Raw genomic sequence first — 15,950 nt, forward strand, 5'->3', positions numbered from 1 at the left:
GTAACAGGGCGTTCGTGGTTTACGGGACAGGACACCGTAACCCACGCAGACCGGTTGTCCGGTAGCCTCAAGCTCACTGATTTTCATCCACTTTTTATCTCCACCCAGCCGGAAGCTGATGCAGCCCCTGACCCTGCCGGTGAAGCTCCAGCCCAGCTGGCTGACATGCCGGAACCAGTCTGTCCGGAATCCTGCATCCGTAATGATGGTGACGGCTTTATCTTTCGGGATGGCATCATGCAGGCGGTCAAGGAAGCGGCACTGTACATCGCTGTTCTGCGCCAGCTCTGCGGGGACAACCTCACTCATAAGCGGCAGTGAGCGACCATTACAGACCAGGCTTGCCCGCAGAAGATACCAGTTCCTGTCATGCCAGCCTGTCCAGTCGACAGCAATCACACAGAAGGGCATCAGGGAGGTGATGGTATGTGTGAGCAGGTGCTGAATACGGGGAATATCCCGGTGAAGGGCGGTATTACCCAGGGCACGGTCAACACGTTTAATTTTATTTTTGACGTGCGCCCTGCCGGGAAGAGAGCGACCAAGGCTGGTCAGGGTCAGATCCGCACCGTGCGTGAGAGCAACGGCCATGGAAACAAGGACATTAATCCGGAAGCTGTGAACGTCCGGTAAAGACGCGGAGAAAAATTTCTGGCAGACTGTCTGTAAAGGCACGATGAGGTCTCTTCTGATTTGTTAGCGCAACCAGTAGATCACACTTCATCGTGCTTTTCATTTTTCTGGGGAACCCTCAGCCCTTTGGGAGAGGGTTGGGGTGAGGGCAACAGGCCACACCCTTATTCCCTTTTCTGCTTGTAAATCACCAAACGGTATATAAAACCGTTACTCCTTTCGACCTCGTTATAAATATTATGACAATAAGATAGTCATCACATTTATAAGGGTGCGCAATGGCCGTTACTGTACTGAAAAAAGGATCCCTGGCACTGGCAGGTTTACTGCTGGTGGCACAGGCGCAGGCGACTGAGCTGCTGAACAGTTCATATGACGTCTCCCGCGAGCTGTTTGCCGCCCTTAACCCGCCGTTTGAGCAGCAGTGGGCGAAAGACAATAACGGCGACAAGCTGACCATTAAACAGTCTCACGCCGGTTCGTCCAAACAGGCGCTGGCGATCCTCCAGGGGCTGAAAGCGGACGTGGTGACCTATAACCAGGTGACCGATGTGCAGATCCTGCATGACAAAGGCAAGCTCATCCCGGCCGACTGGCAGAGCCGTTTACCAAACAACAGCTCGCCGTTCTACTCCACCATGGGCTTCCTGGTACGTAAGGGCAATCCGAAGAATATCCACGACTGGAGCGATCTGGTTCGTTCTGACGTAAAGCTGATTTTCCCGAACCCTAAAACTTCCGGTAATGCGCGTTATACCTGGCTGGCGGCGTGGGGTGCAGCGGACAAAGCAGACGGTAACGATAAAGCCAAAACCGAGCAGTTCATGACCCAGTTCCTGAAAAACGTCGAAGTGTTTGATACCGGCGGTCGCGGAGCAACCACGACTTTCGCAGAACGCGGTCTGGGCGATGTGCTGATTAGCTTTGAATCGGAAGTGAACAACATCCGCAAGCAGTATGAAGCGCAGGGCTTTGAAGTCGTTATCCCGAAAACCAACATCCTGGCCGAGTTCCCGGTGGCGTGGGTGGATAAAAACGTGCAGGCAAACGGCACTGAGAAAGCGGCAAAAGCCTATCTCAACTACCTGTACAGCCCACAGGCGCAGACCATCATTACCGATTACTACTACCGCGTGAACAACCCTGACGTGATGAACAAACTGAAAGATAAATTCCCCCAGACCGCGCTGTTCCGCGTGGAGGATCATTTCGGCTCCTGGCCTGAGGTGATGAAAACGCATTTTGCCAGCGGCGGTGAATTAGACAAATTGCTGGCGGCGGGGCGTAAGTAATGTTTGCCCTCTCGACTAAACGCGTGCTGCCGGGGTTTACCTTAAGCCTCGGAACCAGCCTGCTGTTCGTCTGCCTGATTTTGTTGTTGCCGCTCAGCGCGCTGGTGATGCAGCTTGCGCAGATGAGCTGGTCCCAGTACTGGGAAGTGGTCACCAACCCACAGGTCGTTGCGGCCTATAAAGTGACGCTGCTGTCGGCGTTTGTGGCCTCGCTTTTTAACGGCGTGTTTGGCCTGCTGATGGCGTGGATTTTAACCCGCTATCGTTTTCCGGGCCGCACGCTGCTCGACGCGTTAATGGATTTACCATTCGCACTGCCGACGGCCGTTGCCGGTTTAACGCTGGCGTCACTTTTCTCTGTAAACGGTCTGTACGGCGAGTGGCTCGCGAAGTTTGACATCAAAGTGACCTATACCTGGCTCGGTATCGCGGTGGCGATGGCCTTTACCAGTATTCCGTTCGTGGTGCGTACCGTACAGCCGGTGCTGGAAGAGTTAGGCCCGGAATATGAAGAAGCGGCAGAAACGCTGGGGGCTACGCGCTGGCAGAGCTTCCGTAAAGTTGTCCTGCCTGAGCTTTCGCCTGCGCTGATGGCGGGAGTGGCGCTGTCGTTTACCCGTAGCCTCGGCGAGTTCGGTGCGGTCATTTTTATCGCCGGTAATATTGCGTGGAAAACGGAAGTGACGTCGCTGATGATTTTTATCCGTTTGCAGGAGTTTGATTACCCGGCAGCGAGCGCCATTGCCTCGGTCATTCTTGCCGCATCGTTGCTGCTGCTCTACACAATCAACACTCTGCAAAGTCGCTTTGGTCGACGTGTGGTAGGTCACTGATGGCGGAAGTTACTCAATTGAAGCGATACGATGCGCCCCGCATCAACTGGGGTAAATGGTTTTTGATTGGTACTGGCGTGCTGGTTTCTGCTCTCATCCTCGTGGTACCGACAATCTATATTTTCGTGCAGGCGTTCAGCAAAGGGATTATGCCCGCGCTGGAAAACCTGGCGGACCCGGATATGCTGCACGCCATCTGGCTGACGGTGTTGATTGCGCTGATCACCGTGCCGGTCAACCTGGTATTCGGTACGCTGCTGGCCTGGCTGGTGACGCGCTTTACCTTCCCGGGGCGTCAGATGCTGCTGACGCTGCTGGATATCCCGTTCGCCGTCTCACCGGTGGTGGCGGGTCTGGTCTATCTGCTCTTTTACGGCTCTAACGGCCCGGTGGGTGGCTGGCTGGATGAGCACAACCTGCAGGTGATGTTTGCCTGGCCGGGTATGGTGCTGGTGACTATCTTTGTAACCTGCCCGTTTGTGGTACGCGAACTGGTACCGGTGATGTTAAGCCAGGGGAGCAACGAAGACGAAGCGGCTGTGCTGCTGGGCGCGTCAGGCTGGCAGATGTTCCGCCGCGTCACGCTGCCGAATATTCGCTGGGCACTGCTCTATGGGGTGGTGCTGACCAACGCCCGCGCAATTGGCGAGTTTGGGGCGGTGTCGGTTGTATCCGGTTCCATTCGAGGTGAAACCCTGTCGCTGCCGTTACAGATTGAACTGCTGCAGCAGGACTATAACACCATCGGCTCCTTTACCGCCGCAGCGTTGCTGACGCTGATGGCTATTTTGACCCTGTTTTTGAAGAGTGTGGTGCAGTGGCGTTTAGAAAATCAGGAAAAACGTCAGCATCAGGAGGGAAATCATGAGCATTGAGATTGCCAATATTAAGAAGTCTTTTGGTCGCACCCAGGTGCTGAATGATATCTCGCTGGATATCCCTTCCGGACAAATGGTGGCGCTGCTGGGGCCGTCTGGCTCGGGTAAAACCACGCTGCTGCGTATCATCGCCGGTCTTGAACATCAGACCAGCGGACATATCCGTTTTCACGGCACCGACGTGAGCCGCCTGCATGCCCGCGATCGTAAAGTCGGCTTCGTGTTCCAGCATTACGCGCTGTTTCGCCACATGACGGTGTTCGACAACATTGCGTTTGGCCTGACCGTGCTGCCGCGTCGCGAACGCCCGGATGCGGCTACCATCAAAGCGAAAGTGACCAAACTGCTGGAAATGGTGCAGCTGGCCCACCTGGCTGACCGTTTCCCGGCGCAGCTTTCGGGCGGCCAGAAACAGCGTGTCGCACTGGCGCGCGCGCTGGCCGTGGAGCCACAAATACTGCTGCTTGATGAGCCGTTTGGCGCGCTGGATGCGCAGGTGCGTAAAGAGCTGCGCCGCTGGCTGCGTCAGCTGCATGAAGAGCTGAAATTCACCAGCGTCTTCGTCACCCACGACCAGGAAGAGGCGATGGAAGTCGCGGACCGCGTGGTGGTCATGAGCCAGGGGAACATCGAGCAGGTGGACGAGCCAGAGCAGCTCTGGCGTGAACCTGCCACCCGTTTTGTCCTGGAGTTTATGGGCGAAGTTAACCGTCTGCAGGGCACCGTACGCGGCGGACAATTCCACGTCGGGGCACACCGCTGGCCGCTGGGATACACGCCTGCCCATCAGGGGCCGGTGGATCTGTTCCTGCGCCCGTGGGAAGTGGACGTCAGCCGTCGTACCAGCCTGGATTCACCGCTGCCGGTGCAGGTGCTGGAAGCTAGCCCTAAAGGTCACTACACACAAATGGTGGTACAACCGCTGGGCTGGTATACCGAGCCGCTGACGGTGGTGATGCGCGATGAAGAGGCGCCACACCGGGGTGAACGCCTGTTTGTGGGGCTGCAGCATGCCCGTATTTATCACGGTAACCAGCGCATCGAGACGCGCGAGGATATTGCTCTGGCGGAGTCAGCCTGATAGGTTATTAGGATGTTTATCGCCCGGTGGCGCTGCGCTGACCGGGCCTACAGCTAAAACTGCGTCTTGTAGGCCGGGTAAGCGAAGCGCCACCCGGCTTTTTTATTGAGTAAAAATCGTGAATACACTCGAACACACCATCGGCAACACTCCACTGGTCAAGCTTCAGCGCATGGGGCCTGACAACGGCAGCGAAATCTGGGTCAAACTCGAAGGCAATAACCCGGCGGGGTCAGTCAAAGACCGCGCGGCGCTGTCGATGATTGTCCAGGCTGAGAAGCGCGGTGAAATTAAGCCAGGCGACGTGCTCATTGAGGCCACAAGCGGGAATACCGGCATTGCGCTGGCGATGATTGCCGCGCTGAAAGGCTACCGCATGAAGCTGCTGATGCCGGACAACATGAGTCAGGAGCGCCGCGCCGCGATGCGGGCTTACGGTGCTGAACTGATACTGGTGACCAAAGAGCAGGGGATGGAAGGGGCGCGCGACCTGGCGCTGGCGATGGCTGAGCGCGGTGAAGGCAAACTGCTGGATCAGTTCAATAATCCGGATAATCCCTACGCCCACTATACGACCACTGGCCCGGAAATCTGGCAACAAACCGACGGGCGTATCACCCATTTTGTCTCCAGCATGGGCACCACCGGCACCATCACCGGCGTGTCGCGTTTTCTGCGCGAGCAGGAAAAACCAGTCGCCATTGTTGGCCTGCAGCCGGAAGAGGGGAGCAGCATTCCGGGTATTCGTCGCTGGCCTGCGGAATACATGCCGGGCATTTTTAATGCTCAGCTGGTGGATCAGGTGCTGGATATTCATCAGCGCGAGGCGGAAAATACCATGCGCGAGCTGGCGGTACGCGAAGGCATCTTCTGCGGGGTTAGCTCGGGTGGCGCGGTAGCAGGTGCGATGCGTGTGGCGCAGGAGAACCCTGGTGCAGTGGTGGTGGCGATTATCTGCGACCGCGGCGATCGTTATCTGTCTACCGGCGTCTTTGGCGAAGAGAGTTATTCGCAGGGGGCGGGGATTTAAGCGTCATGGAGATGATTTTATTCCGGGATAAGACCCGGGCGCAGCAAACCGATATTGTCGCGGTGCAGTCGCAGGTGGTGTACGGCAGCGTGGGGAACAGCATTGCGGTACCCAATATTCGTACCCACCGGCTTAACGTGACCGCCGTGCCGACGGTGCTGTTCAGCAACACGCCGCACTATGACACCTTTTACGGCGGGGTGATCCCCGATGAGTGGTTCAGCGGCTACCTGAAGGCGCTGGAAGAGCGCGAGATCCTGCGCGAGCTTAAGGCGGTCACTACGGGCTACATGGGCAGCGCCAGCCAGATTGTTCTGCTGGCGCAGTGGCTGAAGACGATCAAAGTGCAACACCCGGAGCTGCTGGTGCTGGTTGACCCGGTGATCGGGGATATCGACAGCGGTATGTACGTTAAACCTGATATTCCTGAGGCGTATCGTGAGCATCTGCTGCCGCTGGCGCAGGGCATTACGCCCAACGTATTCGAACTGGAAGTGTTAAGCGGTAAACCGTGCCGCACGCCAGAGAGCGCCATCGCCGCCGCGCAGGGGCTGCTTTCCGATACGCTGAAATGGGTGGCGATAACCAGTGCGCCAGTGGCCGACGACCCGCAGAATATTCACGTCGTGCTGGTGAGTAAAGAGGGCGTTACCGTAAGCGCGCACCCGCGCGTCGAGACGGATCTGAAAGGAACGGGCGATCTGTTCTGTTCAGAACTGGTCAGCGGTATCGTGGGGGGGAAAACCGTTGCTGACGCCATACGCATGGCAGGCGATCGGGTGACTGACGTCATGATCTATACGCAGTCGAAAGGTTACGACGAGCTTATCCTCCCCGCATAAACAAAAATGGCGCCCGAAGGCGCCATTTTTCTGTGCGGCAAGAATTACTTCTTGATGCGGATAACCGGGGTTTCACCCACGGTGACGCTGCCAGACAGTTTGATCAGCTCTTTGATTTCGTCCATGTTGGAGATAACAACCGGCGTCAGGGTAGACTTGGCTTTTTCTTCCAGCAGTGGCAGATCGAATTCAATCACCGGGTCGCCAACTTTAACACGCTGGCCTTCTTCTGCGATACGTTTGAAGCCTTCGCCTTTCAGTTCAACGGTGTCGATACCGAAGTGAACGAACAGTTCGATACCGCTATCAGATTCGATAGAGAACGCATGGTTGGTTTCAAAAATTTTACCGATGGTGCCGTCAACTGGAGCAACCATTTTGTTGCCAGTTGGTTTGATAGCAATGCCATCACCAACGATTTTCTCAGCAAACACTACATCCGGCACGTCTTCGATGTTGACGATCTCGCCGGAGAGCGGAGCAACAATCTCAATAGTTCCGGAGTCTTTCTTATCATCAGAAACCAGAGATTTCAGTTTATCGAACAAACCCATGATCTTCTCCTAAGCAGTAATTTGGGCCGCATCTCGTGGATTAGCAGATTGTTTTTTCTTCAATGAACTTGTTAACCAGCGTCATTAACTCGTCCGTTGTCGGTTGAGCAAGAGCCTGCTCTGCTAACACCTTCGCATCTTCGAAGTTCGTGTTACGGATAATCTTCTTAATGCGCGGGATGGAAATGGCGCTCATAGAGAATTCGTCCAGACCCATACCCAGCAACAGAAGTGTAGCACGTTCGTCGCCTGCAAGCTCACCACACATGCCAGTCCATTTACCTTCTGCATGAGAAGCATCAATAACTTGCTTGATCAAGTTCAGTACGGACGGTGACATTGGCTGGTAGAGATGTGAAATCATATCATTACCACGGTCAACTGCCAGGGTGTACTGCGTTAAATCATTGGTGCCGATACTAAAGAAATCAACTTCTTTGGCTAAATGACGCGCAATGGTCGCGGCTGCTGGTGTTTCCACCATTACGCCGATCTCAATTGACTCGTCAAATGCTTTACCTTCGTCACGCAGTTCCTGTTTGTAGATCTCGATCTCTTTCTTCAGTGCACGCACTTCTTCAACAGAGATGATCATCGGGAACATAATGCGCAGCTTACCGAAAGCAGAGGCACGCAGAATCGCACGCACCTGGTCACGCAGGATCTCTTTACGATCCATGGCGATACGCACTGCACGCCAGCCCAGGAATGGGTTCTCTTCTTTCGGGAAGTTCATGTACGGCAGCTCTTTGTCGCCACCGATGTCCATGGTACGGACGATAACGGCCTGAGAGCCACAGGCTTCAGCCACCGCTTTGTACGCCGCAAACTGCTCTTCTTCAGTTGGCAGGGCGTCACGGTCCATGAACAGGAATTCAGTACGATACAGACCCACACCTTCCGCGCCGTTGCGCTCAGCGCCATCGACGTCGCGTACGGTACCGATGTTAGCGCACACTTCTACCTGATGGCCGTCCAGCGTGATGGCTGGCAGGTCTTTCAGTTTAGCGAGTTCCGCTTTCTCGGTGGCAACCTGCTCCTGAACGGTACGCAGTTGCTCGATCACATCGTTAGTTGGGTTGACGTAAACCACGTTGTTTACGGCATCCAGAATCAGATAGTCGTCGTTTTTCACCTGAGTGGTGACGTTACCGGTACCCACGATGGCAGGCAGTTCCAGAGAACGCGCCATGATTGAGGTGTGGGAGGTACGGCCACCGGCGTCGGTGATGAAACCCAGCACCTTGTTAAGGTTCAGCTGTGCGGTTTCAGACGGGGTCAGATCAGCGGCAACCAGGATCACTTCGTCCTGAATCGCGCTCAGATCGATGATGGCCAGACCCAGGATGTTGCGCAGCAGGCGCTTACCGATGTCACGTACGTCAGCCGCACGCTCTTTCAGGTATTCATCGTCCAGCTCTTCCAGGGCAGATGCCTGACCTTCGATAACTTCATGCGCAGCCGCGTCGGCCGTCATGCCTTTATCTTTAATCAGGGCTATGATTTCCTGCTCCAGCTCCTCATCTTCGAGCAGCATGATGTGCCCTTCGAAGATAGCTTCTTTTTCTTCACCGAAAGTTTCGCCAGCTTTAGTTTTGATTGCTTCCAGTTGCGCAGATGCCTTGGCACGACCGCTCAGAAAACGTTCAACTTCCTGATCAACCTTGTCGGCAGAAATTTTTTTCCGGTCGATGACGATCTCGTCTTCTTTCAGCAGCAATGCTTTGCCGAAAGCGATACCCGGGGATGCTAAAATGCCTGAAATCATAACCCTACCTTACTTGTGACTGATATTTAAAAGAACCCGGAAACTTACTCGAGCTCAGCCATCAGTTTTACCAGATGCTCAACTGCTTTCTGCTCGTCTTCACCTTCAGCAGAGATAGTGACAACGGTGCCCTGAGTCAGGCCCAGAGTCTGCAGTTTGAACAGGCTTTTTGCGCTAGCGCTTTTGCCGTTGGAAGTCACAGTGATTTCAGAAGTGAAGCCTTTCGCTTCTTTAACAAACTGAGCAGCAGGGCGGGTGTGCAGACCGTTCGGAGCGGTAATGGTAACTTCTTGCTGGAACATTGTATTTCCCCAACTTATAGGTTTAGTGTTGTGGAACTAAAGTCTAGCCTGGCGACTGAACTTTAGCCTGTATTGTTAGCGCTGACGTTTCGATCGTCATTAAACATTATGCAGCGAAAGCAAGACTTGAACCAAATCATAAAATCGATTCAGCAAGGGTATTTCGTTCGCTGATTAATTTCACGCATCAAAATAATTGCTGGTTTAAATACCAGACCCAACGGGGTGAATCAATGCCAGGAGGGGTAAAACTTTGAAGCAGTCCACAAAAAAGCACCTAAAAAGGTGCTTTTTTACGCGTTATTAACATGCTGGCATTACTGTTGCAGTTCTTTCTCGGTAAACAGATCGGCAAACAGTGCAGTGCTTAAGTAACGCTCACCTGATGAAGGTAGGATAACCACAATATTCTTGTTGGTAAAGGACTCATCTTCCTGAAGTTTGAGCGCCGCCGCAACGGCCGCGCCGGAAGAGATACCGGCCAGAATACCTTCTTCATCCATCAGGCGGCGTGCCGTCGAGATGGCTTCTTCGTTCGTGATCGTGACGACTTTATCGATAAGCTTCAGATCCAGGTTACCCGGAATAAAGCCTGCGCCGATACCCTGAATCTTGTGCGGGCCCGGTTTGAGCTCTTCACCCGCCAGCGCCTGGGTGATAACCGGCGAGTCGGTCGGCTCAACGGCCACGGTGATCAGGTCTTTTTTACCTTTCGTGCCTTTAATATAGCGTGACACACCGGTCAGCGTACCGCCGGTACCCACGCCGGAGATAAACACATCAACCTGGCCATCGGTATCTTCCCAGATTTCCGGGCCGGTGGTTTTTTCGTGAATTTCCGGGTTTGCCGGGTTGCTGAACTGCTGAAGCAGCAGGTATTTCGCCGGATCGCTGGCAACAATCTCTTCGGCTTTCTGAATGGCACCTTTCATGCCCTTCGCGCCTTCGGTCAACACCAGGTTTGCACCCAGCGCTTTTAGCAGCTTGCGGCGTTCGATGCTCATGGTTTCAGGCATGGTCAGCGTCAGCTTATAGCCACGCGCCGCAGCCACATAGGCCAGCGCAATACCGGTGTTGCCGCTGGTAGGCTCCACCAGCTCAACGCCTGGCTTGAGCACGCCACGTTTTTCGGCATCCCAAATCATATTTGCACCGATACGGCATTTTACGCTGAAGCTCGGGTTGCGGGATTCGACCTTCGCCAGAATGCGTCCATTACCGATACGGTTCAGTCGAACCAGGGGCGTATGACCGATAGTCAGCGAGTTGTCTTCATAAATCTTACTCATGGCCTGTCCTTAACTGTATGAAATTGGGATACCGACCCAGCATACCTGCTAAGCAGGTAGGGGGAAGTAAGGAATTCGCATATCTATATACTGCAAGGAAATAATGGGGATCAGTATGGAATAAGGGATAGCATAAGCCATCCCTTGTTTACACATTTTTGCATTACTTCCATAACGCGTGCTTAGCACGGTAGCAGTCGACCCACATTGCCGTTGCGCCGCACACCGCAACGGGCATGATGAAAAGATTAAGGAAGGGGATCAAGGTGAACAGGCTGGTAAGCGCGCCAAACTGCATATTGGCCACTTTCTGCGTGCGCAGCGCGGTACGCATCTCTTTAAAGGGCACCTTGTGGTTATCAAAAGGGTAGTCGCAGTACTGAATAGCCAGCATCCAGGCGCTGAACAGGAACCACAGCACAGGCGCCACCGTCTGGCCGATACCGGGCACCAGATAAAGGAGAAGCAGTACAATTGCACGGGGGAGATACCAGGCGAATTTTTGCCATTCGCGCTTCATGATGCGCGGAATATCTTTCATGATCCCCAGTACGCCCGTGTCCGGTGGCGTGGCACCTGTCAGACGCGCTTCGAGCTGTTCCGCCAGCAGGCCGTTAAACGGCGCCGCAATCCAGTTGGCGATCGTTGAGAAGAAATAGCCGAACACCAACAGCACAGAAATCACCGCGAGTGGCCACAGCAGATAGCTCAGCCACTGCAGCCAGTCAGGCACATAGCTCATCATGGCCGGGACCCAGCTTTCAAGCTTCGTGAAAAGCCACCAGAAGGCGCCGCCCATAAGAATAATGTTGATCAGCAAGGGCAGAATGACGAAACGTCGAATACCCGGCAGGGAGACCAGTTTCCAGCCCTGAGAAAAATACCAGACGCCGCTGCGTGGGGGAGAAGAAAATGTTGAAACCATAACCAGGCTGTACTCCTTTTTTCACAACCAGTGGAATTGCCCGCCTATATTATCCAGTTACGGACCAATGACCAGTTCGGAAATGTTCGAAAAAACAGCAAAAAGCACGATTTAGTTCATCTTTATGCTGTGAATGCTCTGCACACACTTGCACTTGACGTAAACGGCAAATACTCTTAGTGAGTAAATGTTTGCCGTGGTGGCAAGGTGTTAGAACAACAGAGAATATAATGATGCAGGATTTGCGTCTGATATTAATCATTGTTGGCGCGATCGCCATAATCGCTTTACTGGTACATGGTTTCTGGACCAGCCGTAAAGAGCGTTCTTCTATGTTTCGCGATCGCCCACTGAAGCGCATGAAGTCCAGTCGTGACGACGATGACAGTGAATATGACATCGACGATCGCGATGACGACGGCGTGGGTGAAGTTCGTGTTCATCGGGTCAATACTGCGCCCGGCGCGGCTCATGGGGAGCATGAAGCCCCCCGTACTGCGCAGCACCAGTATCAACCGCCGTATGCTTCTGCACAGCCGCGCCAGCCTGCGCCGCAGCCTGTGGAAGAGCCGGTGCGTCAGCCGCCGCAGCAGCCTGTTCAACAGCGGCCAGCTGCGCCGCAGCCGGTTCCACAGCAACCCGTGCAGCAGCCTGTACAACCGCAGCCTGCTCAGCCGGTACAGCAACCGCCGCAACAGCCTGTTCAGGCGCAGCCTGCACCACAGCCAGCCCCGGCACCGCAGGTTGAGCCAGAGCCCGTTGTAGAGCCAGAACCGGTTGTTGAAAAACCGCAGCGTAAAGAAGCGGTGATCATCATGAACGTGGCCGCCCATCACGGCAGCCATCTGAACGGTGACGTGCTGCTTAACAGTATTCAACAGGCTGGCTTCAAGTTTGGCGACATGAATATTTTCCATCGCCACCTGAGCCCGGACGGTAGCGGCCCGGCGTTGTTTAGCCTGGCCAACATGGTTAACCCTGGCACCTTCGACCCTGAAATGACAGGCGATTTCGTGACGCCGGGCGTGACGATCTTTATGCAGGTTCCGTCTTACGGTGACGAACTGCAAAACTTTAAGCTGATGCTGCAGTCCGCTCAGCACATCGCTGACGAAGTCGGTGGTGTGGTGCTCGACGACCAGCGTCGCATGATGACGCCGCAGAAACTGCGCGAGTATCAGGACCGCATCCGCGAAGTTAAGGAAGCCAACGCGTAATCGACGCGTTTTCTTCAACTCCTCCTCAACCCCCGCCTGTCGGGGGTTTTTTCTCATTGATGGTGCGATATGGACTCAATCGAACAACAAATCACTGAACTGCGAACCACGCTTCGCCATCATGAATATCTTTATCATGTGATGGACGCACCGGAAGTGCCGGATGCGGAGTACGATCGCCTGATGCGTGAACTGCGCGATTTAGAGGCGCAGCACCCGGAGTTGATCACCCCGGACTCGCCAACCCAACGTGTCGGCGCTGAACCGCTAGGTGCGTTCAGCCAGGTACGTCATGAAGTGCCGATGCTCTCTCTGGATAACGTCTTCGATGAAGAGAGCTTCCTCGCCTTTAATAAGCGTGTGCAGGATCGACTCAAAAGCAGCGACGCCCTGACCTGGTGCTGTGAGCTGAAGCTGGATGGCCTGGCCGTCAGCATCCTCTACGAAAACGGCGTGCTGGTCCGTGCCGCAACGCGCGGTGATGGCACCACCGGGGAAGACATCACCACCAACGTGCGTACCATCCGCGCGATCCCGCTGAAGTTGCACGGCGACAATATTCCTGCTCGTCTGGAAGTGCGCGGTGAAGTTTTCCTGCCGCAGGCGGGCTTCGAGAAAATCAACGAAGAGGCGCGTCGCACCGGTGGGAAGGTGTTTGCGAACCCGCGCAACGCGGCGGCAGGCTCTTTACGCCAGCTGGACCCGCGTATTACCGCGAAGCGACCGCTTACTTTCTTCTGCTATGGCGTCGGTATTCTGGAAGGAGGGGAGCTGCCGGACACCCACCTCGGGCGTTTGCTGCAGTTTAAAGCGTGGGGCTTGCCGGTCAGCAACCGCGTGCAGCTTTGCGACTCACCGGAGGCGGTTCTTGCGTTTTATCGCAAGGTTGAAGAAGACCGCCCGACGCTCGGTTTTGATATCGATGGTGTGGTGATCAAGGTTAACTTGCTTGCGCTTCAGGAGCAGCTAGGCTTTGTGGCGCGAGCACCACGCTGGGCTGTGGCGTTTAAATTCCCGGCCCAGGAGCAGATGACCTTTGTCCGCGATGTGGAGTTCCAGGTGGGTCGTACCGGAGCCATCACGCCAGTTGCACGTCTGGAGCCAGTGCACGTGGCCGGTGTGCTGGTGAGCAACGCCACGCTGCATAACGCGGATGAAATCGATCGTCTTGGCCTGCGAATTGGTGACAAAGTGGTGATTCGCCGGGCGGGAGATGTGATCCCGCAGGTCGTCAACGTGGTTCAGTCAGAGCGCCCTGATGATACGCGCGCCATCGTGTTTCCGACGCATTGCCCGGTATGTGGCTCAGACGTAGAGCGTGTGGAAGGCGAAGCGGTGGCTCGCTGTACCGGGGGATTAATCTGTGGCGCGCAGCGTAAAGAGTCACTCAAGCACTTCGTTTCCCGACGGGCAATGGACGTTGACGGCATGGGCGACAAAATTATCGACCAGCTGGTTGAGAAAGAGTATGTCCACACGCCTGCGGATCTTTTCAAACTGACGGCGGGTAAGCTGACCGGTCTTGACCGCATGGGGCCGAAGTCGGCTCAGAATGTGGTGAATGCGCTGGAAGCCGCCAAAGAGACCACGTTTGCCCGTTTCCTCTATGCGCTTGGTATTCGTGAGGTGGGTGAAGCCACCGCAGCAGGTCTGGCGGCGTACTTTGGCACGCTGGACGCGCTGGAGAAAGCGAGCATCGAGGAGCTGCAAAAAGTGCCTGATGTCGGCATTGTGGTGGCCACGCACGTCTTTAACTTCTTTGCCGAAGAGAGCAACCGCGACGTCATCGGCAAACTGCTGGAGCAGGGCATTAAATGGCCTGCGCCAGTCGTCGTCAATGCCGAAGAGATCGACAGCCCGTTTGCCGGTAAAACGGTAGTACTGACCGGCAGTCTCAGCCAGCTTTCACGGGATGATGCGAAGGCGCGTCTGGTGGCGCTGGGGGCAAAAGTGGCGGGCAGCGTGTCGAAGAAAACGGATCTGGTGATCGCCGGGGAAGCCGCCGGTTCCAAGCTTGCAAAAGCGCAGGAGCTCGGGATTGAGGTAATCGATGAAGCAGAAATGATGCGTCTGTTGGGAGAGTAACGTGGAAAAAGAGCAGCTCGTCGAGATCGCCAATACAGAGATGCCGTTCGGTAAATATAAGGGCCGCAGGCTGATTGATTTGCCGGAAGAGTATCTGCTGTGGTTTGCCCGAAAGGATGAATTCCCGGCGGGACGCCTGGGCGAGCTAATGGCCATCACGCTACTGATTAAAACCGAGGGGCTGACCCAGCTGGTTCAGCCCCTGAAACGTCCTTAAGCCTTCGCGGCGCGGGTCTCTTCCTGCGCCAGTTTTTCCGTCTGACGTTTATAACGACGCGCCAGTACTGCACAGACCATCAGCTGGATCTGATGGAAAATCATCAGCGGCAGTACCATCATCCCAATCACCGAGGTCGGGAACAGAATGTTGGCCATCGGGATGCCGTTTGCCAGGCTTTTTTTCGAGCCGCAGAACACAATGGTGATTTCGTCTGCTTTGTTGAAGCCGCACTTGCGTGCCACAAAGACGTTTACCGCAATGACAATCGCCAGCAGGACGATACTGACCACCACGATAAACAGCAGCGAGCCTGCGCCCACCTTATGCCAGATACCATTCACCACGGCTTCGCTGAAGGCGGAGTAAACCACCAGCAGGATCGACGTCTGATCGGTTTTTGAGATCCATTTCTTGTGCTTCGCCACAAACGCCCCCGTCCACGGACGAGAAAGATGACCAAGGACAAATGGAAGAAGCAGCTGCAGACAGATTTTCCCGACCTGCTCCAGATTACCGCCTGCACCGTGCATATTCATCAGTAGGCCAACCAGCAGCGGCGAGACGAAAATCCCTAACAGGCTTGATGCCGATGCCGAGCAGACAGCGGCCGCGACGTTGCCGCCTGCCAGCGAAGTAAAGGCAATCGCGGACTGGACGGTGGCTGGCAAAATACAGAGGTAGAGGAAACCGGTATAGAGCGCCGGGTCAACATTGACCGGAGCCCACCACGCAAACAGCACGCCGAGTATTGGGAAAAGAATAAAGGTGCTGCACATGACCCACAGGTGGAGTCGCCAGTGGCTTCCCCCTGCGATAATGGCTTCGCGGGAGAGTTTGGCGCCGTGCATAAAGAACAGCAGCGCGATGGCCGCGGTAGTGAGTCCTTCAAAGAACGGCACAAAACCGCCGCGCGCGGGGAAGAAGGAGGCCAGTAAAACGGTGACGACCAGGGTAAGTGTAAACGGATCAAGAATACGAAATAGTTTCATAATGACTCCTGA

Annotated in this window: 16 protein-coding genes; 9 read left to right on the forward strand and 7 right to left on the reverse strand. The window is 55.0% G+C overall.

Annotation, left to right across the window (positions count from 1 at the left end):
• The coding region (locus AC2FAK_RS08910; RefSeq protein WP_485453290.1) for an IS4 family transposase at window positions 1–675 on the reverse strand (675 nt) is incomplete at its 3' end.
• Between the two features lie 236 nt (window positions 676–911).
• On the opposite strand from AC2FAK_RS08910, the gene cysP reads away from it, so the two are divergent.
• From cysP to pdxK, 6 genes are all read left to right on the forward strand, one after another.
• The gene (cysP, locus tag AC2FAK_RS08915) at window positions 912–1,925 is read left to right on the forward strand and encodes a thiosulfate/sulfate ABC transporter substrate-binding protein CysP (RefSeq protein WP_045293418.1); all 1,014 of its coding nucleotides are present in this window, start codon (window positions 912–914) and stop codon (window positions 1,923–1,925) included.
• Window positions 1,925–2,758, forward strand: coding sequence for a sulfate/thiosulfate ABC transporter permease CysT (gene cysT / locus AC2FAK_RS08920; protein ID WP_013098204.1), 834 nt, complete (start codon window positions 1,925–1,927; stop codon window positions 2,756–2,758). The genes cysP and cysT overlap by 1 nt, the downstream gene beginning before the upstream one ends.
• A complete protein-coding gene (gene cysW, locus AC2FAK_RS08925; RefSeq protein ID WP_095455056.1) occupies window positions 2,758–3,633 on the forward strand; it encodes a sulfate/thiosulfate ABC transporter permease CysW in 876 nt (291 codons plus the stop codon). The genes cysT and cysW overlap by 1 nt, the downstream gene beginning before the upstream one ends.
• Window positions 3,623–4,717: a sulfate/thiosulfate ABC transporter ATP-binding protein CysA gene (gene cysA / locus AC2FAK_RS08930; RefSeq protein ID WP_013098202.1), complete on the forward strand. Its 1,095-nt coding sequence runs from the start codon at window positions 3,623–3,625 to the stop codon at window positions 4,715–4,717. Before cysW ends, cysA begins: the two co-directional genes overlap by 11 nt.
• Before the next feature lie 118 nt (window positions 4,718–4,835).
• Window positions 4,836–5,747 (forward strand): cysteine synthase CysM, encoded by a 912-nt coding sequence (gene cysM / locus AC2FAK_RS08935; RefSeq protein WP_013098201.1) that lies wholly within the window; start codon window positions 4,836–4,838, stop codon window positions 5,745–5,747.
• A gap of 5 nt (window positions 5,748–5,752) precedes the next feature.
• A complete protein-coding gene (pdxK, locus tag AC2FAK_RS08940) occupies window positions 5,753–6,589 on the forward strand; it encodes a pyridoxine/pyridoxal/pyridoxamine kinase (RefSeq protein ID WP_048972563.1) in 837 nt (278 codons plus the stop codon).
• Between the two features lie 44 nt (window positions 6,590–6,633).
• Here the strand turns inward: pdxK and crr are convergent, their stop codons facing one another.
• The 5 genes from crr to cysZ all read right to left on the reverse strand — a co-directional run bounded on the left by crr (window position 6,634) and on the right by cysZ (window position 11,427).
• Window positions 6,634–7,143 (reverse strand): PTS glucose transporter subunit IIA, encoded by a 510-nt coding sequence (gene crr, locus AC2FAK_RS08945; RefSeq protein WP_003861316.1) that lies wholly within the window; start codon window positions 7,141–7,143, stop codon window positions 6,634–6,636.
• A gap of 40 nt (window positions 7,144–7,183) precedes the next feature.
• On the reverse strand, window positions 7,184–8,911 hold the full coding sequence (gene ptsI / locus AC2FAK_RS08950) for a phosphoenolpyruvate-protein phosphotransferase PtsI (protein WP_013098199.1): 1,728 nt from the start codon (window positions 8,909–8,911) through the stop codon (window positions 7,184–7,186).
• A 44-nt stretch (window positions 8,912–8,955) separates the two neighbouring features.
• On the reverse strand, window positions 8,956–9,213 hold the full coding sequence (gene ptsH / locus AC2FAK_RS08955; protein ID WP_000487600.1) for a phosphocarrier protein Hpr: 258 nt from the start codon (window positions 9,211–9,213) through the stop codon (window positions 8,956–8,958).
• A gap of 317 nt (window positions 9,214–9,530) precedes the next feature.
• Window positions 9,531–10,502 carry a cysteine synthase A gene (gene cysK / locus AC2FAK_RS08960; RefSeq protein WP_013098198.1) on the reverse strand — a complete coding sequence of 324 codons (972 nt, stop codon included), beginning with the start codon at window positions 10,500–10,502 and terminating at the stop codon, window positions 9,531–9,533.
• 163 nt (window positions 10,503–10,665) lie between these two features.
• Window positions 10,666–11,427: a sulfate transporter CysZ gene (gene cysZ / locus AC2FAK_RS08965; protein WP_058651775.1), complete on the reverse strand. Its 762-nt coding sequence runs from the start codon at window positions 11,425–11,427 to the stop codon at window positions 10,666–10,668.
• A 230-nt stretch (window positions 11,428–11,657) separates the two neighbouring features.
• Between cysZ and zipA the strand changes: the two genes are divergently transcribed.
• From zipA to AC2FAK_RS08980, 3 genes are all read left to right on the forward strand, one after another.
• Window positions 11,658–12,644 (forward strand): cell division protein ZipA, encoded by a 987-nt coding sequence (gene zipA / locus AC2FAK_RS08970; RefSeq protein WP_040022324.1) that lies wholly within the window; start codon window positions 11,658–11,660, stop codon window positions 12,642–12,644.
• Between the two features lie 69 nt (window positions 12,645–12,713).
• Window positions 12,714–14,729, forward strand: coding sequence for an NAD-dependent DNA ligase LigA (gene ligA / locus AC2FAK_RS08975; protein ID WP_095455055.1), 2,016 nt, complete (start codon window positions 12,714–12,716; stop codon window positions 14,727–14,729).
• A gap of 1 nt (window position 14,730) precedes the next feature.
• Window positions 14,731–14,946, forward strand: a complete 216-nt coding sequence (locus AC2FAK_RS08980; RefSeq protein ID WP_003861328.1) for a DUF3820 family protein — start codon at window positions 14,731–14,733, stop codon at window positions 14,944–14,946.
• Here the strand turns inward: AC2FAK_RS08980 and AC2FAK_RS08985 are convergent.
• Window positions 14,943–15,938, reverse strand: a complete 996-nt coding sequence (locus AC2FAK_RS08985; protein WP_029883927.1) for a bile acid:sodium symporter family protein — start codon at window positions 15,936–15,938, stop codon at window positions 14,943–14,945. The genes AC2FAK_RS08980 and AC2FAK_RS08985 overlap by 4 nt on opposite strands.
• Window positions 15,939–15,950: the final 12 nt, after the last annotated feature.

The organism is Enterobacter cloacae complex sp. 394F7 (assembly GCF_057320385.1).